Here is an 18,568-nt window from a genome sequence, read left to right as displayed (position 1 = left end):
AACATTTGCCGGCATTCCAGCCGGCTAGACATTTGGCGTCGCGCGCCGCGCTGCTTATCATTGCGCCCTGACTATCTTGTGCAAGGTTCTACTATGCGCCGCCTGCTCACTGGCACCCTCGTCGCCCTTCTGCTGCTGCTCAACACCCTGGTGCTGATCGGCCCGTTGCTGGTCTGCGCGCTGATCAAGCTGGTGCTGCCAGGGCGCTACCGCGACTACGCCTCGGCTGGCGTGATGTGGTTCGCAGAGACCTGGGCGGAAATCGACAAATTCATCTTTGCCAGTTGCGTGCGTACGCAGTGGGAGATCCGCGGCGCTGAAAACCTGCGCCGCGACACCTCCTACCTGACCATCAGCAACCACCAGAGCTGGGTCGACATTCCCGCGTTGATGGAAGCGCTCAACCGGCGTACGCCGTTCTTCAAGTTCTTCCTCAAGAAAGAACTGATCTGGGTGCCGCTGTTGGGCCTGGCCTGGTGGGGCCTGGACTACCCGTTCATGAAGCGCTATAGCAAAGCGTTTCTGGACAAGCACCCGGAGCTGAAAGGCAAGGACCTGGAAATCACCAAGGCCGCGTGCGAGCTGTACAAGCGCCAACCGGTCAACGTCGTCAACTACCTCGAAGGCACCCGCTTCACCCCCGCCAAGCACGCCGAGCAACAGTCACCCTACCGCTACCTGCTCAAACCCAAGGCCGGCGGCGTCGCCTTCGTACTCGCCGCCATGGGCGAGCAGCTCGATGCCCTGCTGGATGTGACCATCGTCTATCCAGGCGACAAGGCCCCAGGATTCTGGGACCTGGTCAACGGCAGCATCAGCCGGGTGATCGTCGACATCCAGGTACGCGAACTCGACCCGGTGCTGTGGAGCGGGGATTACGAGAATGATCCTGAGTTTCGCAAGGTGGTGCAGGGGTGGGTGAACCAGGTATGGGTGGAGAAGGATCAGCGCATCGGGCTGTTACGGGGGGAGATGCGTTGATCTCAGTTGCCGCTGGAGAACCTGTGGTGAGTAATCGAAGAGTTGCAAAAGCTCTTTATAAAGACCAAAGTATTGACCTTTAAATAGGGCTTTATCATGCAAAATATTTTCGCCAGCATCGCTGTCAGCGTGTCAGAGTTGAAGAAAAACCCTTCCAGTATCTTGTCCAGCGCAGACGGCATGCCGGTCGCCGTACTCAATCATAATCGCGTGATGGGCTATATGGTTCCTGCCGAACTATACGAAGCGATGATGGAGCGTCTGGACGATCTCGAGCTGATCGAAATCGCCAAAGCACGCTCCAACGGACCTTCGGTACAGGTAGATCTGGATGACCTATAACCTTAGGTTTCACTGCGCTGCGCTAAAGGAATGGGAAAAACTGGGGCATACCGTCCGCGAACAATTCAAGAAAAAGCTCCGCGAGCGTCTCGAGCTCCCGCACGTGCCGAAGGATGCGTTACGCGGGTTGACGGACCACTACAAGATCAAATTGAAGGCTTCGGGCTATCGACTAGTGTACCGAGTGGAAGCAGACCACGTGGCAGTGCTGGTGCTTTCAGTGGGTAAGCGAGAGCGTGGCGAAGCCTACGAAATGGCCAGCAAACGCTGAGTTTTTCAGTGCTGGACGCGCCTCCAAGATAGCCTGCGCACCTGCCATTTATGTCAGTATTCAACGCCCGTTGTCTCCATCATCATCAGGCTACAAGCACGTACGGAGCGGCAGATGAATGCTGCCCCTACAACGACGTAGCCATTTGATCTGGAGTCATCCCATGAAGAAACACACGCCAGGTGCACTCTACTTCTACCAGAATCGTAGACTTCAAACGTTGAAAACCCCTGAAGCGACACGAACGCTTCACTGGATCGACGGCATTCCTCTAGTGCAAAACAGCCCAGGATCGAAACAGTCGCTAATGGTCAGCGACCGATTGGGCTCTGTTTTACATATTGCCGCTGCCGAGCAAAGCGAGGCGCAGGCGCTCAATTACTCGCCCTACGGCTATTGCGACCTGCCCTCTTCCAGTCAGCCGATGGCCGCATTCAACGCTGAGCGGCCCGAGTCGTTCGGCATCGACTACCTGTTAGGCAATGGCTATAGATCGTTCAACACTCGTTTGATGCGTTTTGCATCGGCTGACAGTGCCAGTCCATTCGATGAAGGAGGGATTAATGCGTACTGTTATTGCGGTGGCGATCCTGTCAACAATATAGACCCTACTGGCCACTTCAAAGTATGGTTCCCACTTCGAACGCTCTTCAGATCCAAACAGAGCATTATCGATTCATCAACACAAAGACTCAATCACTACACTAATAAAAGATATGAAGCCCAGCAGCAATTCATGGAGAATCGCAAGGGTGCCCTCGACCTTCAGAGGCAAGCTAAAAACTCTGCCATTCAAGCAAACATCAAGGGGATGCAATCTCATATTTCAAAACATGAATCACGGATAACACGCAATGGCGGGCAGTTGCCCAAACTGGCGCAAAATTCTAATCGGATGAATCGAGCTTACCTAAACGCCGAGCCCCAGAAATACACCTCAAACCCATCAACAACAGTGCTATCTCGCGAACAACAGAAAGCCAGGGAGATTGAATACTCGGGATTAACCCAACAGGAATGGTATGGCGACGCACGCCTTCGGACTCCCAAAATAAAAACTGGTTCAGCTAATAGTACTTCTCTTTCTGGAGGCTTGTTAAGCGGGCAAGCCGCGGACGCCATGATATCTTTAAGAGGCGCGGTATCTTAGGCCCTGTGCGAAACTTCTTGAAAAAGAAGTCAGTCAGGGTTGCTGGCGGCCAGGCGAAAACAGTCGCGGACATAGAGCGGGGCGGTGGCGAGTAGCCATACCACCGCCCCCGCCAGGAGTAGCTCCGCCACACCAGTCATCACAAATGCCCGAAGCACCCACCGCCCGCTCCTACCCGGCTCGGACCTCAATATCGTTCATGAGCGTATTGGCCAGTTCGCTCAAGTAACCCGCAGCGCCGAGCAACTTGTGATCATCATCTGCGTCTCCCTGGTGGATGAGATGGGTGATGTAGCCGAGCAGGATGGAGACGTGTTCGTGGGCGAGTTCTGGGGGTATTCCGGGGGTTAGTCGGAATAGTGGAGGCTGGCGCTCGATAGGTTTGCTGGTATTCGTGATTGAGAGAGCAGAAGGCGAATCGGGGATCGGTTTACTCATAAAACACCTGAATGCAGGTTTCTGCCGCACCTTTCGCTTCCACACAATGGGTGGCGGCTGGACGCGGGGTGGAAGCCCGAGCGCATTCAGGAGAACTCGGTAGGCACGAGGCCTCCCGCGTTCAGCCGCCATGACGACAACACCTGAATGCTCTCGCGGGCTTCCACACCCCATCGCTGAACCACTCAGCGACGCGGTGAGCCTAGAGGCCACGGATCCCCGGAGCAATCAGACGGCGTTCGACACGCGGCGTAGGGTATTTCCCGAAGTGCTAAATAACTAGATAAAACGCGTAGGTCTATTCTCGGGAAAACGTAGGAAATGGCCGTGAATTTGCTGAACAGGACGTTCGCAGGGTCAAACGTAGCGCCGGTTCCGGCTGGGGCCCTCAACAGCGATCCCTCTGCCACCGTCAGGCACATCGATAACAGCGCAGCCGAAAGAGCGATCAAGCCTTTTGCCATAGGGCGCAAGGCCCAGGGGTTCAGCGACACCGTCAATGGCGCCAGTGCCAGCGCGGAGATCTATAGCTTGGTCGAGACCGCTAAAATCAACGGCCAAGAATCGTATACGTATTTGCGCCACGTACTGGAGCGGCTGCAGCGCGCCTCGTCAGTAGCAGACTACCCAGCTCTGATGCCCTGGGACTGCTCGCCTGAGATGCCACGGTAAACCCGTGCAACATGGTTGCGTAGGTGGGACTTATGGGTCGCAACCGCATGAGCAGCGGACTGATGCCAGAGTTTTCCCAGGTCGATGCGGGAAACAAGACTGGCTTGTGGCTCAACATTGGCTTATCCCATAGCCCCAGCCGTTCGCAGAGCTATTATTTCTACCAGTTTCATTATTTGACCGACTACTTAAGATATTCATCTGCGCCATCATGCATCGCGGAGCCATATATGGGCTTTAAGTCATTCTTCTATCAAGACGGCCGGCTCTCCAGCGCTACGCAACGCCACCATTGCCGACGAATACTGCGCGCCGGTGATGTTGCCGTGGCAGAACGACAAACGGGGAGTATCCACTTCACTGGTTTCCTCGCGACAGATAATGCAGGCACCATCCTCCACCTACGAGAAAGCGAACGGGGGGAGTCTCATATCTATACCGCTTACGGACATGATCCTTTACTGCCATCCTCCAGTACATTACTCGGATTCAACGGAGAACCTCAGCATTCAGAATTGCTCGGTGCACTGCTAGGCAATGGCTATCGCGCCTATTCGTCAACATTGATGCGTTTTTGCTCAGCTGATAGCTGGAGCCCATTTGCACTGGGAGGGCTGAACGCCTATTGCTATTGTTTGGGCGACCCCGTCAATCGATCTGATAGAACGGGCCATCTCAGTTTTGGTGTTTTGGCCAAAGCAATCTTGAAGTTCAGGAGGCCGCCTCCCCGCCCTGTTCCCCATACGGGCTGCACGGGACTAATGTTCATAACCGCGCCAAGGCCTGCGAAAGTAAACAGGCCAGAAGCACGCGTTGCTCCCAATCCCAGACCCTCGACTCCCAGTCCATCAACTGTTGAAGCTGTTAACGATTCAGCGCGGTATGTGGGACTACCCGACAGAGTTTTCGCTCAGGCACCCACCGCGTGGCCGCATGGCAGCACAAGTGGTTTGATGGAGATAACCTCGCCAGATCCAACCCAGCGCCGCGTTTCCGCGAGCGTGCCGTCTACGGATACATCCAGAGATTCGACCCCTGCGAGCAGTCGCTCTCCAAGCCCTGTTCGTCGCTCCATGTCAGACTTCGTGGAGCATGCCCATAACCTCCGGCAAAGCAATTACTACAGTAGACGCCAAGACCCGCCATGAAAAAAAAAGCCCCTCGCAAGAGGGGCTTCGTTCAACGAACTTGCCTTACGCCGCACTGAACGTCTTGTGCGGATCGATCACAAACTTCTTCGGCACACCGGCATCGAACTCGCTGTAGCCGCGTGGGGCGTCGTCGAGGCTGATGACTTGCACGCCGACCACTTCGGCGATGTTGATGCGGTCCCACATGATCGCCTGCATCAGCTGGCGGTTGTACTTCATGGTCGGGGTCTGGCCGGTGTGGAAGCTGTGCGACTTGGCCCAGCCGAGGCCGAAGCGAACGCTCAGTGCACCGCTCTTGGCAGCGGCATCGACCGCGCCTGGGTCTTCTGTGACGTACAGGCCCGGAATACCGATCTTGCCAGCAACGCGCACCACCTGCATCAGCGAGTTGAGCACGGTAGCCGGGGCTTCGTGCTTGGCGCCTTCATGACCGTGGCCGCGGGCTTCGAAGCCGACGGCGTCGATGGCGCAGTCCACTTCCGGCTCGCCGAGAATCGCGGCGATCTGCTCGTGCAGCGGGGTGTCCAGCGACAGGTTGACCACTTCGAAGCCTTGCTTCTTGGCGTGGTCCAGGCGGGCTTGGTTGAGGTCGCCGACGATAACGCAGGCAGCGCCCAGCAGGCGCGCCGAAGCGGCAGCGGCCAGGCCGACCGGGCCGGCACCGGCAACGTAGACGGTGCTGCCTGGGCCGACGCCGGCAGTGACGGCGCCGTGGTAGCCGGTGGGCAGGATGTCGGACAGGCAGGTCAGGTCACGGATCTTTTCCATGGCCTTGTCGGTGTCAGGCAGTTTCAGCAGGTTGAAGTCGGCGTACGGCACCAGCACGTATTCGGCCTGGCCGCCGGTCCAGTCGCCCATGTCGACGTAACCGTAGGCGCCGCCTGGACGGGCCGGGTTGACGGTCAGGCAGACACCGGTGTGCATCTCTTTGCACGAGCGGCAGCGGCCGCAGGCAACGTTGAACGGTACAGAGACCAGGTCGCCGATCTGCATGCGCTCGACGTCGCTGCCCTTCTCGACGATCTGACCGGTGATTTCATGACCCAGCACCAGACCCAGCTGGGCGGTGGTACGGCCACGGACCATGTGCTGGTCGGAGCCGCAGATGTTGGTGGAGACCACCTTGAGGATGACGCCGTGCTCGATCTTCTTGCCGCGCGGGTCTTGCATCTTGGGGTAGTCAATCGTCCGTACTTCGACCTTGCCGGGTTCGATGTACACCACTCCACGGTTACCAGACATGCTCTTACCTCGCTTGATTTGTACTTATGCAGCGTTGGGTAGCACCGTCCCTCGTGGACGGCATGTGTTACGCGAAAGATCGGGGCCAGGCAGCCCCTGCAACTGAGTTCGATTGTGGTCTTGTCTTGGGGGGTGGCCCTGACTGGAAGCGACAGGGGGATGTCTTTTTACGTCAGAGGGTGATTGGCCGGATGTGCGAAGGGGTTTGGCCTGCTTGGCAGGCCATTGGCGAGCAAGCCAGAGTGTCGGCTTGCCCGCGAAGATGCCGCTGCAGGCGACTAGAGAACCACCGTCCGATTGGCGTTGAGGAACACCCGCCGCTCGAGGTGATAGCCCACGGCGCGGGCCAAGGTCAGGCATTCGATGTCGCGACCCTTGGCGATCAGGTCGTCGGGATAGTAGGTGTGATCCACCACCTCCACGCCCTGGGCGATGATCGGGCCTTCGTCGAGGTCGTTGTTGATGTAGTGCGCGGTGGCACCGACCATCTTCACGCCCTTGTTGTAGGCCTGGTGATACGGCTTGGCGCCCTTGAAACCGGGCAGCAGGGAGTGGTGGATATTGATCGCCCAGCCGTCCAGGCGGCGGCACAACTCGGGCGACAGCACCTGCATGTAGCGCGCCAGCACCACCAGCTCGGCGCCGCTGTCCTCGATCACCTGCAACACCTTGCGCTCTTGGCCAGGCTTGTCTTTGGGATCAAGGGGGAAATGGTAGTAGGGAATCTTGTGCCACTGCGCCAGTGGCTCGAGGTCGGGGTGGTTGGACACCACCGCGACGATGTCCATGCCCAACTGGCCGATGCGCTGGCGATATAACAGGTCGTTCAGGCAGTGGTCGGCCTTGGAGACCATGATCACCACCTTGGGGCGGTGATTGGGTGCGGTCAGCTCGAAGGCCATGCCGAACGGCTCGCTGCGTTCGGCGAAGGCTGCACGGAAGGCCTGTTCATCGAAGTCGTCCGGCTGGCGGAATTCGACGCGGATGAAGAAGCGTCCCGACAGCCGATCATCGAAGGAATGGTGCTCGGTGACGTAGCAGCGCTGCTCGAACAGCAGCCGTGTCACGACATCGACGGTGCCGAGCATGCTCGGGCAATCGGCGGTGAGAATCCAGGTATCCGGTGCCCGACTCATGCTGATGCTCCTTTAGGCTTCGATCGCCAGACCATACTCCGCCGAAGCGTCCTGCAGCCACAGCCACCAGTAGTCGGAGAAGCTGCGACGGATGACCAGTTCCCAGGTCTCTTCGCCGGTGCGACGAATCACCAGTTGCGACTTGGCGAACACCGTACCAACCGCTTTGCCGACCGGGAAATTGTTCGGATGCACGTCGTAGCTGGTCGATTTCATCAGCACCTGGCGCACGTTCGGGCCACGCAGTTCCAGCAGGCTCTGCCCGCCGCTGACGTTGACCACCTGGATGTGCAGGCCGGCAGCGGCGTCGCGCAGTTTCTGCTCGACTTCCACTTCCTGGCCGCCAGGGACGATCAGCAGCCACTCATCGGGGCCGACCCATTGCAGCGAGGTGTCGCCGCTGGAAACCAGCTGCAAGGCGCCAGGCAGCTCCAGGCCCAGGGCCTTCTGCACGGCACTGGCGAAGGCCTCGTCGTGGCCGTCGCCACGCAGGGTCAAGTGACCGAGGAATTTGTGCTCACGCAGGGTCACGCCTGCGTTCTGACGGCCCTTGCCGACCAGGCTGCGCAGGTCGGCGTGGTGCAGCGGCGACTCGGCCCGGGCGTTGCCGCTGGGGTTTTGCTCGAAGACGTTGATAGCGCTCATGTGTTACCTGCCTTGAATTCTGTAGTGCGCATGGGGTGTGAGAGCCGATACCAGCCCCCCACACCCTGCGGTCCGGGGTATCAGACGTTCTGCTGTTCACCCTTCGGATCGAAGAACACCGAAGACACGATTTCTGCCTCGATCACGCTACCGTCAGCCTGCGGCGAGTAAACCCGCTCGCCCATGCGCTTCAGGCCGCCTTTGACCACGCCCATGGCGAACGAGTAGCCCAGGGAGTTGAAGGCGTAGCTGGAGGTGACGTGACCGACCATGTCCATCGGAATCGGCTGGTTCGGGTCGTTGACCAACTGGGCGCCTTCGGGCAGCCACTTCTTCGGATCGACCGGCTTGAGGCCCACCAGCTGTTTGCGGTCTTCGCGCAGGCAGTCTTCGCGGTTCATGCCACGCAGGCCGATCCACGAGAACGGCTTGTTGCGGCCGACGCACCAGCTCATGTTCAGGTCGTCCGGGTTCATCGAGCCGTCGGTGTCCTGACCGACGATGATGAAGCCCTTCTCGGCGCGCAATACGTGCATGGTCTCGGTGCCGTACGGGGTCAGGTTGTACTTCTTGCCGGCCTCGACGATCTTTTCCAGCACGCCCATGGCGTAGTTGGCCTGCACGTTGACTTCGTACGACAGCTCACCGGTGAACGAGATCCGGAACACACGGGCCGGCACGCCGCCCACATTGCCTTCCTTCCAGGTCATGAACGGGAAGGCGTCCTTGTCCAGGTCGATGTCGGTGACTTCGGCCAGCAGCTTGCGGCTGTTGGGACCCGACAGCGTCATGGTCGCCCAGTGGTCGGTGACCGAGGTGAAGTACACCTTCAGCTCAGGCCATTCGGTCTGGTGGTACAGCTCCAGCCACTGCAGCACGCGAGCCGCGCCGCCGGTGGTGGTGGTCATGATGAAGTGGTTGTCGGCGACGCAGGCGGTGACGCCGTCGTCGAAGACCATGCCGTCTTCCTTGCACATCAGGCCGTAACGCGCCTTGCCCACATCGAGCTTGGTCCAGGCGTTGGTGTACACGCGGTTGAGGAACTCGCGGGCATCCGGGCCCTGGATATCGATCTTGCCCAGGGTCGAGGCATCCAGCAGACCGACGCTTGCACGTACGGCCTTGCACTCACGCTCGACGGCGGTGTGCAGGTCTTCACCTGGTTTTGGGAAGTACCACGGACGCTTCCACTGGCCGACGTCTTCGAACTCGGCGTTATTCTTCAGGTGCCAGCTGTGCAGCGCAGTGAAGCGCACCGGCTCGAAGATGTGGCCGCAGTGACGACCGGCAACAGCACCGAAAGTAACCGGGGTGTAGTTGGGGCGGAACATCGTGGTGCCCATCTGCGGGATGGTGATACCCATCGAGCGCGCAGCGATGGCCAGGCCATTGATGTTGCCCAGTTTGCCCTGGTCGGTACCGAAGCCCAGCGCGGTGTAGCGCTTGACGTGCTCGACCGACTCGAAGCCTTCGCGGGTCGCCAGTTCGATGGCGGCAGCGGTGACGTCGTTCTGCTGGTCGACGAACTGCTTCGGCGCACGGGCAGTGCCCTTGTCGTGCGGCACCTGGAACAGCGCCACACTGGCCTCTTCCTTGCGTGCCACGGTTTTCGGCAGGCTGCCGGTGGTGGGCTGGAAGCCGGCTTCGGTAGCTGCGCGCACGCCGCCTTCGAAACCATCGGCCAGCGCATCGCCCAGGGCGTAGACGCCGTTGATGCCACCGACGCAAACACGTTTCTGCGGTGCATCGCCCGGTACGAAGCCGAGGATGTCGTCACGCCAGACCGGACGCCCGCCCAAGTGCGAAGCCAGGTGAACGATCGGGCTGTAGCCGCCAGAGGTGCCGATCAGGTCGCACTCGAGCCATTCGCCCGGGCTGGTGACCTTGTGCGCCACGGTGTCGATGGCAGCCACGCGGGCGCCAGTGACGTGCTTGGTGCCACGCGATTCGATGATGGCGCTGGAGGTGAGGATGCGAATGCCCTTGGCACGCGCTTCTTCGACCAGCGAGCCACGTGGGTTGTGACGGGCATCGGCGATGGCCACCACTTGCAGGCCGGCGTCGTGCCAGTCCAGCGCCGCGCGGTAGGCGTGGTCGTTGTTGGTCGACAGCACCAGCTTGCGGCCAGGCGCCACGCCGTAGCGGCGCACGTAGACCGAAATGGCGCCGGCCAGCATGTTGCCCGGCACGTCGTTGTTGCCGTACACCAGCGGACGCTCGTGGGCGCCGGTGGCCAGCACCACACGTTTGGCGCGTACACGGTGCACGCGGTGACGCACCTGACCCAGCGGCGCGTGGTCACCGAGGTGGTCGGTGAGGCGCTCGTGGATGGTCAGGAAGTTGTGGTCGTGGTAGCCGTTGACGGTGGCACGCGGCAGCAGGGTCACTTCCGGCATGGCCTGCAGCTCGGCGATGACGCTGGCGACCCAGTCGGCGGCAGGCTTGCCATCGAGGGTTTCGCGGGTGTCGAGCAGGCTGCCACCGAACTCTTCCTGTTCGTCGGCCAGAATCACCCGGGCGCCGCTACGGCCAGCGGCCAGGGCAGCGGCCAGGCCGGCAGGGCCGGAACCGACGATCAGCACGTCGCAGTGCTGGTTCATGTAGTCGTAGCTGTCCGGGTCGTTCTGCAGCGGCGAGCGACCCAGGCCTGCGGCCTTGCGGATGTACTTCTCGTACGTCATCCAGAAGGATTTGGGGTACATGAAGGTTTTGTAGTAGAAGCCCGGCGGCATCATGCTGCCGCCGACCTTGCCGAGGATGCCCATGACGTCGGTGTTGACGTTCGGCCAGCCGTTGGTGCTGGTGGCGACCAGGCCGGAGTACAGCGGCTGCTGGGTGGCACGCACGTTGGGGATCTGCGTGGCTTCGGTGGCGCCCAGCTGCAGGATGGCGTTCGGCTCTTCGGTGCCCGAGGCGATGATGCCGCGCGGACGCGAGTACTTGAAGCTGCGACCGACGATGTCGACGCCGTTGGCCAGCAGGGCTGCGGCCAGGCTGTCGCCGGCATAGCCCTGGTAGCTCTTGCCGTTGAAGGTGAAGTTCAGCACCTTGCTGCGGTCGACGCGGCCACCGCTGGAGAGGCGATAGGTCTGGCTCATACGTTTTCTCCCCGTTCGTTGACGGCCGCCGATGTCGCGGGTGTGTTTTCACGAGCCGTCACCTTCGGCTGCTCGCCGATCTTGTAGGTTTCGAGGATCTCGTAGGTCTCGGTGTTACGGGTGACGTTGAAGTACTGGCGGCAGCCGGCAACGTGGTCCCACAGCTCATGGTGAATCCCGCGCAGGTTGTCGCGGAAGAACATGTAGGTGCCCCACTCCTCGTCAGTGCAGGAATTTGGGTCCAGAGGACGGGCGATGTGCGCCTGGCCGGAAGCGTGGAACTCTTCTTCGGAGCGCAGCTCGCCGCAATGGGGACAGAAAATATGCAACATGAAGGTTGTCTCCGATTAGTGGGCGACGGCTGCGGCGCCGTGTTCGTCGATCAGCGCACCGTTGTAGAAACGGTCGATGGAGAACGGTGCGGCCAGCGGGTGCATCTCGCCTTTGGCAAGGCTCGCGGCGAAGACGTTGCCCGAACCCGGGGTCGCCTTGAAGCCGCCGGTGCCCCAGCCGCAGTTGAAGAACAGGTTCTTGACCGGGGTTTTGGAGATGATCGGGCACGCATCCGGGCAGGTGTCGACGATGCCGCCCCACTGACGGTTCATGCGCACGCGCGACAGAATCGGGAACATCTCGACGATCGCCTGCATGGTGTGCTCGATGATCGGGTACGAACCGCGCTGGCCGTAGCCGACCCAGCTGTCGATACCGGCGCCGATGACCAGGTCGCCTTTGTCGGACTGACTGATGTATCCGTGTACGGCGTTGGACATGATCACGCTGTCGATGATCGGCTTGATCGGCTCGGAAACCAGCGCTTGCAGCGGGTGCGATTCGAGCGGCAGGCGGAAGCCGGCCAGACGCGCCATGTGCCCGGAGTTACCGGCAGTGACCACGCCGACGCGCTTGGCACCGATGAAGCCCTTGTTGGTTTCCACGCCAATCACCGCGCCGTTTTCCTTGCGGAAACCGATCACTTCGGTTTGCTGGATCAGGTCGACGCCCAGGGCGTCGGCGGCACGGGCGTAACCCCAGGCCACGGCATCGTGACGGGCCACGCCGCCACGGCGCTGGATGGTCGCGCCGAGGATCGGGTAGCGGGTGTTCTTCGAGCAGTCCAGGTACGGAATCTCGGCCGCGACCTGCTCGGTATTGAGCAGCTCGCCATCGACGCCATTGAGGCGGTTGGCGTTGACGCGACGCTCGGAGTCACGGATGTCCTGCAGGGTGTGGCACAGGTTGTACACGCCGCGCTGGGAGAACATCACGTTGTAGTTGATGTCCTGAGACAGCCCTTCCCACAGCTTCATGGCGTGCTCGTAGAGCTTGGCCGATTCGTCCCACAGGTAGTTGGAACGCACGATGGTGGTGTTACGGGCGGTGTTGCCGCCGCCCAGGTAACCCTTCTCGATCACTGCAACGTTGGTGATGCCGTGCTCTTTGGCTAGGTAGTAGGCCGTGGCCAAGCCATGGCCGCCACCGCCAACGATGACCACGTCGTAGACCTTTTTAGGGGTCGGCGTGCGCCACATGCGCTGCCAGTTTTCGTGGTGGCTGAGAGAGTGTTTGAAGAGGCCGAAGCCTGAATAGCGTTTCATCTAGGGTTACTCCCTCAGCGGTAAACCGGGTAATCGGCGCACAGGGCGGAGACATTCTTCGCCACGTCGGCTTCGACGTCAGCGTCGCCGAGGTTGTCGAGGATGTCGCAGATCCATCCAGCCAAGGTCACGCACTGGGCGACCTTGAAGCCGCGGGTGGTGACGGCCGGGGTGCCGATGCGCAGGCCCGAGGTCACGAACGGCGATTGTGGATCGTTGGGTACGGCGTTCTTGTTGACGGTGATGTGCGCGCGGCCCAGGGCGGCGTCGGCATCTTTGCCAGTCAGGCCCTGACGGATCAGGCTGACCAGGAACAGGTGGTTGTCGGTACCACCGGAGACCACGTCGTAGCCGCGGTCGATGAACACCTGGGCCATGGCCTGGGCGTTGTCGATCACTTGCTGCTGGTAGGCCTTGAAGCCTGGCTCCAGCGCTTCCTTGAAGCACACGGCCTTGCCGGCGATGACGTGCATCAGCGGGCCGCCCTGGGCGCCCGGGAAGACCGCAGCGTTGAGCTTCTTCTCGATCTCTTCGTTGGCCTTGGCCAGGATCAGACCGCCACGTGGACCGCGCAAGGTCTTGTGGGTGGTGGTGGTGACCACGTCAGCGAACGGAATCGGGTTGGGGTACAGGCCGGCAGCGACCAGACCCGCGACGTGGGCCATGTCGACGAACAGCAGTGCACCGACCTTGTCGGCGATGGCGCGGAAGCGTGGGAAGTCGAGGGTCTTGGAGTAGGCCGAGAAGCCGGCAACGATCATCTTCGGCTTGTGCTCGACGGCCAGGCGCTCGACTTCGTCGTAGTCGATCAGGCCGGTGTCGGTGTCGATGCCGTACTGCACAGCGTTGTACAGCTTGCCCGAGGACGACACTTTGGCGCCGTGGGTCAGGTGACCGCCGTGGGCCAGGCTCATGCCCAGGATGGTGTCGCCGGCTTGCAGCAGGGCCAGGTAAACGGCGCTGTTGGCCGAGGAACCGGAATGCGGCTGGACGTTGGCGTAGTCGGCACCGAACAGCTGCTTGGCGCGCTCGATGGCCAGCGCCTCGACCTTGTCGACGTGCTCGCAACCACCGTAGTAACGCTTGCCTGGATAGCCTTCGGCGTACTTGTTGGTCAGGCCGCTGCCCTGGGCCTGCATCACGCGCTTGCTGGTGTAGTTTTCCGAGGCGATCAGTTCGATGTGATCTTCCTGACGCTGTTCCTCGGCATTCATCGCCGCCAGCAGTGCGTCGTCATAACCTTGGATTTGGTCTTGCTTGCTGAACATCGTGTATCTCCCGGCAGCGATCATTTTTTGTCTGGAGGGTTCAATGACCCTTTGTGGCGATGGTAGGGCTGCCGGGGGGCAGTCAGATGCCTGCGCACGCCTTGCAATGGCGCGTTTACGACATTGCCCACATCAAGCCCCTTGCCGACGAACCGCCCGCCGGAGCATCCATCCGCAAGCACCCGTCAGCCGCGATAGCCTGCAAGGCAGGCCGGATCCGGATCAGCGAAACCGACTGTCCCCTCCGCGCCCCGCCCAACTGGGCCGTAGGGCAAACCATCGCAACTCAGTTGCGGTGCCGAAAGTCTGCATCTGCACAGCACCCTCAGGATGCCTTCGGTGCTACGGATTGATAAGTTGACCGCCTAGCACTTCTATCAGTTTTGATCTCAAGCACTTCAGATTAACCTCACATCCATCACTGAAATCTACGGAGTCGGTGGCATGGGTATGAATAAACGATCGCCACATCAGCAAGGCAACTCTTCAGCTCTGCGATCCCCTGTGACGCCCCGACGTACAGTACACGTCCAGTTGAGCAGTTATTCGCCCTACGGTGTTGGGAATCAATCAATCGACCCGACTGGAACTGTGAGTTTCAATGGTCAGTTTCTTCTGTCTGCGACGCAATGCTATGCCCTCGGAAACGGGCATAGGCTCTACAATCCGCGCCTGATGCGATTCATCAGTCCAGACACCTTAAGCCCCTTTCAACGAGGTGGCACAAACGCCTACGTGTACTGTTTCAGTGACCCGGTGAATGCACAGGACCCCAGCGGAAAAGTCCCGATTCGAACACTGCTCAAAAGCGCGCGACCGTTTATCGATGCCGTTACAAACGCATTCGCTCCTTCCGCCAATAATACGTTGACCAATCGCGGAGCCTTCGAACTCGGGCCGGAAGTTCTGAAGGCAAAGAAGTTGATAAAGTCTGCAACCATGACCTACAGAATCGTTAAGAGCAAAAATGGCGTCGAGCAGATCGAGCCTGCCCTGACGAACAAATATGTATTGACGGACGACCTCAAGCTGGCCATCGGCAGCGCCCCGTCTGACGATAAGTTACCGTCGCATGCCAGCATCGCCGAGCTTACCGACTCGCATCCTGGCGCCAGCGACAGAGTGATCATGGCAGGCTACATTTTCAGAAGAGATGGTCAGGTTTACGTGGACAACTATTCTGGGCACTACCAGCCCCCTCACTATCGTCTGGATCTCATCGCGAAGCACCTCAAGTCGCTCGAGATCGAGGCAGTCACGATCCGCACGGACACGAACCTGGACTATTGATGAGTCGCCAGCGCGATGCTCGCCAACTTAGGCATGCGCCGGCAATGGGTGAAGCTCGTGATGTGCTCCGATCATTCACTCAAGCCGTCGCATGGCTAGCCAGGAATGACGTTATAGGCGTACGCGACCGGTCAGCTTGATCTCGATGACTTGAGCTGGGTCCGCTTTGCAGGCCGCTGTGGCCAACGCTGCTCCAGGTTGTCGGTGTGATGGTTTAGAGTGCTGGTCTGCGTCGACCACAGGACAGCGTCATGCCAGACAACACACAACAATTCGCCAGCGACAACTACTCCGGTATCTGCCCCGAAGCCTGGGCGGCCATGGACCGCGCCAACCGCGGTCACGAGCGCGCCTATGGCGACGACCAATGGACGCAACAGGCCGCCGATCACTTCCGCCGCCTGTTCGAAACCGACTGCGAGGTGTTCTTCGCCTTCAACGGCACCGCCGCCAACTCACTGGCCCTGGCCTCGCTGTGCCAGAGCTTTCACAGCGTCATCTGCTCGGAAACCGCCCACGTCGAAACCGACGAATGCGGTGCGCCGGAGTTCTTTTCCAACGGCTCGAAACTGCTTACCGCACGCACCCACGAGGGCAAGCTGACACCCGAGTCGATTCGTGAGATCGCCCTCAAGCGCCAAGATATCCACTACCCCAAACCGCGCGTAGTGACCCTTACCCAGGCCACCGAAGTCGGCACGGTGTACCGCCCCGACGAGCTCGAGGCGATCAGCGCTACCTGCAAGGAGCTGGGCCTGCACCTGCACATGGACGGCGCGCGCTTCACCAACGCCTGCGCCTTCCTCGGCTGCTCGCCGGCGGAGCTGACCTGGAAGGCCGGGGTCGATGTCCTGTGCTTTGGCGGCACCAAGAACGGCATGGCGGTCGGCGAGGCGATTCTGTTCTTCAACCACGAACTGGCGCGCGACTTCGACTACCGCTGCAAGCAGGCCGGGCAACTGGCCTCGAAAATGCGTTTTCTGTCCGCGCCCTGGGTCGGGCTGCTGGAAGATGGCGCCTGGCTGCGCCACGGCACCCATGCCAACCACTGCGCGCAGTTGCTGGCGTCGCTGGTCAGCGACCTGTCGGGCGTTGAACTGATGTTCCCGGTCGAAGCCAACGGGGTGTTCCTGCAAATGCCGGAGGCGGCACTCGAAGCCTTGCGCAACAAGGGCTGGCGCTTCTACACCTTCATCGGTAGCGGCGGCGCGCGGTTCATGTGTTCGTGGGATACCGAAGAGGCGCGGGTGCGCGCGCTGGCGGCGGATATCCGCGCGATCATCGAGGCCTGAGCGGCCTGCAGGGGAGGAAGGTGGGCGGGGGCGCAATGCCCCCGCTTCGAACATCGGGGGCTCAGGGCTGGCCGATGGTCCGGGCAATGGCATCGACAGTTGCGTCGATTTGCGCCTGGGTGCGCGCCAGGGTCTGCTGGTGCTCGTTCTGCAAGGCGATCTGCCGCGAGCACAAGTTCAGCGCGGCCAGCACCAGCAACTTGTCGCCGATCAGGGTCGGGTACTGGCGCTTGGTGTCATTCAGGCTGGTGTTGAGCATGCGCACCGCAGCGGCAAGGGTTTCTTCCTGGCCGTCCGGTGCCTTGATCGAGTAATCGGTGCCCAGAATCGACACGACCTTGATCGGCTGCGCGTGCAGGCTCATGCGCCCACGGTACCGGCGCCGGCGCGCTCGAGCAGCGCTTGCAGACGTGCAGCGGTGCTGCCCTGCTTCTCTTCCTGCTCCATCAGCGACAGTTGCAGGGTTTCGTTCTCTTCCTTGGCCTGAGCCAGTTCCTGACCCAGCGCAGCGTTCTGCTCGGTCAGTTGGGTGTTCTTCTGCATCAGGTCGGTGACCAGTTGCTCGATTTGATTAAGGGAGGCTTCCAGCATGGCTCTATCTCGGGTTGTTGCAGGGGGCGCACACGATAAAGAAAAGTGCAGGCTCCCGCCAATTAATATCAGGACATCAGCAGCGAACGCCCCATTGACCCACCAATACCCCTCATGTTCCCGAAAAACCCACCACCGATCAGAATCCCTGCCCCATACGAAAACAGGCCCATCACGGGCCTGTTCTCACTTGCAGCTTGCAGCTCACGGCGTGCCGTTTGCCTCAATAGTCGATACGCACATCGCCCTTGGGAACGCTGCAGCACGACAGAATGTAGCCTTCGGCTTCGTCTTCCTCGGTGATCCCGCCGTTGTGCTCCATGTCCACTTCGCCGCCGAGCTTGAGCACCTTGCAGGTGCCGCAGATACCCATGCCGCACGCCTTGGGGATCATCAGGCCGACTTTGGCAGCCGCCGCGTGCACGGTTTCGCCCGGGGCGATACGGATGCTCTTCTCGCTGCCGATGAACTCCACCAGGTTGAGGTCGGATTCATCGATTTCCGGGGCTTCGGCGGCCTGCTCGGCGTGCTCGACCGCGTTGGCCTTGTCTTCGGCAGGCGTGGCACCGAACGACTCTTCGTGGTAGCGGCTCATGTCGAAACCGACACCTTCGAGCATGCGCTTGACCGCAGTCATGTATGGCGTCGGGCCGCAGCAGAAGACTTCGCGCTCCATGTAGTCAGGGGCGATCAGCTCCATCAGGCGCTGGTTCAGGTAACCGCGATAACCGGCCCACGGCTCGCCCAGGCCGTGCTTCTCGCAAATGATGTGCAGGCCGAAGTTGGGAATCCGCGAAGCCATCTGCTCGAGTTCGCGGTGGTAGATGATGTCCTTGGGCGTACGCGCACTGTGCACGAAGACCATGTCGACGTTGGCGTTGGTGTCGTAGAACCAACGCGCCATGGACATCACCGGAGTGATACCGACACCGCCGGAGAGGTACAGCACCTTGCTGGCCGGGAAGTCGATGGCGTTGAACAGACCGACCGGGCCGTGCACGGCCAGTTCCTGACCTTCATGCAGGGTGTCGTGCAGGTGGTTGGAAACATGACCGCCCGGCACACGCTTGACGGTGATGGAGAAACTGTACGGAACCGATGGCGAGCTCGAGATGGTGTACGAGCGCATGACCTGCTTGCCGTCGATCTCAAGCTCGAGGGTGACGAACTGTCCTGGCTTGAAGAAGAACATGATCGGCGCGTCGGCCATGAAGCAGAAGGTGCGCACGTCCCAGGTCTCCTGGATGACCTTGACGCAGCGCACGGTGTGCCGGCCATTGACCCAGGTCTGAGTGGTGACCGGATTGAGGAAGGTTTCGGACATGATCATCTCCAGCGGCCGACTACCGGCCTTTTTATGGTTGCGATTCTGCTCAAGCCCGAAGGGTCGCACTTTCCTATCT

At 60.5% G+C, this 18,568-nt stretch carries 18 protein-coding genes and 1 pseudogene; 8 read left to right on the top strand and 11 right to left on the bottom strand.

The window, feature by feature from the left end:
• Nucleotides 1–93 precede the first annotated feature (93 nt).
• From H618_RS0101965 to H618_RS22245, 4 genes are all read left to right on the top strand, one after another.
• A complete protein-coding gene (locus H618_RS0101965) occupies nt 94–981 on the top strand; it encodes an acyltransferase (protein ID WP_028693460.1) in 888 nt (295 codons plus the stop codon).
• A 96-nt stretch (nt 982–1,077) separates the two neighbouring features.
• Nucleotides 1,078–1,323 carry a type II toxin-antitoxin system prevent-host-death family antitoxin gene (locus tag H618_RS0101960; protein WP_028693459.1) on the top strand — a complete coding sequence of 82 codons (246 nt, stop codon included), beginning with the start codon at nt 1,078–1,080 and terminating at the stop codon, nt 1,321–1,323.
• On the top strand, nt 1,313–1,594 hold the full coding sequence (locus tag H618_RS0101955) for a type II toxin-antitoxin system RelE family toxin (protein ID WP_028693458.1): 282 nt from the start codon (nt 1,313–1,315) through the stop codon (nt 1,592–1,594). Before H618_RS0101960 ends, H618_RS0101955 begins: the two co-directional genes overlap by 11 nt.
• 163 nt (nt 1,595–1,757) lie before the next feature.
• Entirely contained in the window at nt 1,758–2,744 is a 987-nt protein-coding gene (locus tag H618_RS22245; protein WP_245586740.1) for an RHS repeat-associated core domain-containing protein, read from the top strand.
• Nucleotides 2,745–2,915: 171 nt separating this feature from the next.
• Here H618_RS22245 and H618_RS22240 read toward each other — a convergent pair whose 3' ends face one another.
• The gene (locus H618_RS22240) at nt 2,916–3,182 is read right to left on the bottom strand and encodes a DUF3077 domain-containing protein (protein ID WP_081673682.1); all 267 of its coding nucleotides are present in this window, start codon (nt 3,180–3,182) and stop codon (nt 2,916–2,918) included.
• Nucleotides 3,183–3,602: 420 nt separating this feature from the next.
• On the opposite strand from H618_RS22240, the pseudogene H618_RS0101945 reads away from it, so the two are divergent.
• A pseudogene (locus tag H618_RS0101945) lies at nt 3,603–3,854 on the top strand (transposase domain-containing protein); the annotation flags it as partial.
• Between the two features lie 32 nt (nt 3,855–3,886).
• Complete coding sequence (locus H618_RS23345) at nt 3,887–5,002, top strand: RHS repeat-associated core domain-containing protein (RefSeq protein ID WP_081673681.1); 1,116 nt, start codon at nt 3,887–3,889, stop codon at nt 5,000–5,002.
• A gap of 45 nt (nt 5,003–5,047) precedes the next feature.
• Here the strand turns inward: H618_RS23345 and fdhA are convergent, their stop codons facing one another.
• From fdhA to H618_RS0101910, 7 genes are all read right to left on the bottom strand, one after another.
• On the bottom strand, nt 5,048–6,247 hold the full coding sequence (gene fdhA, locus H618_RS0101940) for a formaldehyde dehydrogenase, glutathione-independent (protein WP_028693455.1): 1,200 nt from the start codon (nt 6,245–6,247) through the stop codon (nt 5,048–5,050).
• A 278-nt stretch (nt 6,248–6,525) separates the two neighbouring features.
• Nucleotides 6,526–7,383 (bottom strand): formyltetrahydrofolate deformylase, encoded by an 858-nt coding sequence (purU, locus tag H618_RS0101935; protein ID WP_028693454.1) that lies wholly within the window; start codon nt 7,381–7,383, stop codon nt 6,526–6,528.
• A 12-nt stretch (nt 7,384–7,395) separates the two neighbouring features.
• A complete protein-coding gene (locus tag H618_RS0101930; protein WP_028693453.1) occupies nt 7,396–8,028 on the bottom strand; it encodes a sarcosine oxidase subunit gamma in 633 nt (210 codons plus the stop codon).
• Between the two features lie 80 nt (nt 8,029–8,108).
• Nucleotides 8,109–11,126 carry a sarcosine oxidase subunit alpha gene (locus tag H618_RS0101925; RefSeq protein WP_028693452.1) on the bottom strand — a complete coding sequence of 1,006 codons (3,018 nt, stop codon included), beginning with the start codon at nt 11,124–11,126 and terminating at the stop codon, nt 8,109–8,111.
• A complete protein-coding gene (locus H618_RS0101920) occupies nt 11,123–11,458 on the bottom strand; it encodes a sarcosine oxidase subunit delta (RefSeq protein WP_028693451.1) in 336 nt (111 codons plus the stop codon). Before H618_RS0101920 ends, H618_RS0101925 begins: the two co-directional genes overlap by 4 nt.
• A 15-nt stretch (nt 11,459–11,473) precedes the next feature.
• The gene (locus H618_RS0101915) at nt 11,474–12,724 is read right to left on the bottom strand and encodes a sarcosine oxidase subunit beta family protein (protein ID WP_028693450.1); all 1,251 of its coding nucleotides are present in this window, start codon (nt 12,722–12,724) and stop codon (nt 11,474–11,476) included.
• Between the two features lie 14 nt (nt 12,725–12,738).
• Nucleotides 12,739–13,992 carry a serine hydroxymethyltransferase gene (locus tag H618_RS0101910; protein WP_028693449.1) on the bottom strand — a complete coding sequence of 418 codons (1,254 nt, stop codon included), beginning with the start codon at nt 13,990–13,992 and terminating at the stop codon, nt 12,739–12,741.
• 444 nt (nt 13,993–14,436) lie between these two features.
• Between H618_RS0101910 and H618_RS22230 the strand changes: the two genes are divergently transcribed.
• Both H618_RS22230 and H618_RS0101895 read left to right on the top strand, forming a co-directional pair.
• Nucleotides 14,437–15,282: an RHS repeat-associated core domain-containing protein gene (locus H618_RS22230; RefSeq protein WP_154660604.1), complete on the top strand. Its 846-nt coding sequence runs from the start codon at nt 14,437–14,439 to the stop codon at nt 15,280–15,282.
• A 251-nt stretch (nt 15,283–15,533) separates the two neighbouring features.
• On the top strand, nt 15,534–16,574 hold the full coding sequence (locus H618_RS0101895) for a threonine aldolase family protein (protein WP_028693447.1): 1,041 nt from the start codon (nt 15,534–15,536) through the stop codon (nt 16,572–16,574).
• 61 nt (nt 16,575–16,635) lie between these two features.
• On the opposite strand, the gene H618_RS0101890 is transcribed toward H618_RS0101895, so the two are convergent.
• The 3 genes from H618_RS0101890 to gbcB all read right to left on the bottom strand — a co-directional run bounded on the left by H618_RS0101890 (nt 16,636) and on the right by gbcB (nt 18,489).
• Nucleotides 16,636–16,938 (bottom strand): cell division protein ZapA, encoded by a 303-nt coding sequence (locus H618_RS0101890; protein WP_028693446.1) that lies wholly within the window; start codon nt 16,936–16,938, stop codon nt 16,636–16,638.
• On the bottom strand, nt 16,935–17,165 hold the full coding sequence (locus tag H618_RS0101885; RefSeq protein WP_028693445.1) for a hypothetical protein: 231 nt from the start codon (nt 17,163–17,165) through the stop codon (nt 16,935–16,937). Before H618_RS0101885 ends, H618_RS0101890 begins: the two co-directional genes overlap by 4 nt.
• 223 nt (nt 17,166–17,388) lie before the next feature.
• Nucleotides 17,389–18,489: a glycine-betaine demethylase subunit GbcB gene (gene gbcB / locus H618_RS0101880; RefSeq protein WP_028693444.1), complete on the bottom strand. Its 1,101-nt coding sequence runs from the start codon at nt 18,487–18,489 to the stop codon at nt 17,389–17,391.
• Nucleotides 18,490–18,568: the final 79 nt, after the last annotated feature.

The sequence above is a fragment of the Pseudomonas cremoricolorata DSM 17059 = NBRC 16634 genome, assembly GCF_000425745.1.
Classification (GTDB): Bacteria; Pseudomonadota; Gammaproteobacteria; order Pseudomonadales; family Pseudomonadaceae; genus Aquipseudomonas; species Aquipseudomonas cremoricolorata.
This window is presented reverse-complemented; position numbering and strand designations above follow the sequence as displayed.

Excerpts from the sequence above, each read along its gene's own strand:
- H618_RS0101895 (WP_028693447.1), top strand. The coding sequence starts at position 15,534 with ATGCCAGACAACACACAACAATTCGCCAGCGACAACTACTCCGGTATC.
- H618_RS0101965 (WP_028693460.1), top strand. The coding sequence starts at position 94 with ATGCGCCGCCTGCTCACTGGCACCCTCGTCGCCCTTCTGCTGCTGCTC.
- H618_RS23345 (WP_081673681.1), top strand. The coding sequence starts at position 3,887 with ATGGGTCGCAACCGCATGAGCAGCGGACTGATGCCAGAGTTTTCCCAG.
- H618_RS0101915 (WP_028693450.1), bottom strand. The coding sequence starts at position 12,724 with ATGAAACGCTATTCAGGCTTCGGCCTCTTCAAACACTCTCTCAGCCAC.
- fdhA (WP_028693455.1), bottom strand. The coding sequence starts at position 6,247 with ATGTCTGGTAACCGTGGAGTGGTGTACATCGAACCCGGCAAGGTCGAA.
- purU (WP_028693454.1), bottom strand. The coding sequence starts at position 7,383 with ATGAGTCGGGCACCGGATACCTGGATTCTCACCGCCGATTGCCCGAGC.
- H618_RS0101960 (WP_028693459.1), top strand. The coding sequence starts at position 1,078 with ATGCAAAATATTTTCGCCAGCATCGCTGTCAGCGTGTCAGAGTTGAAG.
- H618_RS0101925 (WP_028693452.1), bottom strand. The coding sequence starts at position 11,126 with ATGAGCCAGACCTATCGCCTCTCCAGCGGTGGCCGCGTCGACCGCAGC.
- H618_RS0101885 (WP_028693445.1), bottom strand. The coding sequence starts at position 17,165 with ATGCTGGAAGCCTCCCTTAATCAAATCGAGCAACTGGTCACCGACCTG.
- H618_RS0101930 (WP_028693453.1), bottom strand. The coding sequence starts at position 8,028 with ATGAGCGCTATCAACGTCTTCGAGCAAAACCCCAGCGGCAACGCCCGG.
- H618_RS0101955 (WP_028693458.1), top strand. The coding sequence starts at position 1,313 with ATGACCTATAACCTTAGGTTTCACTGCGCTGCGCTAAAGGAATGGGAA.
- gbcB (WP_028693444.1), bottom strand. The coding sequence starts at position 18,489 with ATGTCCGAAACCTTCCTCAATCCGGTCACCACTCAGACCTGGGTCAAT.
- H618_RS0101910 (WP_028693449.1), bottom strand. The coding sequence starts at position 13,992 with ATGTTCAGCAAGCAAGACCAAATCCAAGGTTATGACGACGCACTGCTG.
- H618_RS22245 (WP_245586740.1), top strand. The coding sequence starts at position 1,758 with ATGAAGAAACACACGCCAGGTGCACTCTACTTCTACCAGAATCGTAGA.
- H618_RS22240 (WP_081673682.1), bottom strand. The coding sequence starts at position 3,182 with ATGAGTAAACCGATCCCCGATTCGCCTTCTGCTCTCTCAATCACGAAT.
- H618_RS0101890 (WP_028693446.1), bottom strand. The coding sequence starts at position 16,938 with ATGAGCCTGCACGCGCAGCCGATCAAGGTCGTGTCGATTCTGGGCACC.
- H618_RS22230 (WP_154660604.1), top strand. The coding sequence starts at position 14,437 with ATGGGTATGAATAAACGATCGCCACATCAGCAAGGCAACTCTTCAGCT.
- H618_RS0101920 (WP_028693451.1), bottom strand. The coding sequence starts at position 11,458 with ATGTTGCATATTTTCTGTCCCCATTGCGGCGAGCTGCGCTCCGAAGAA.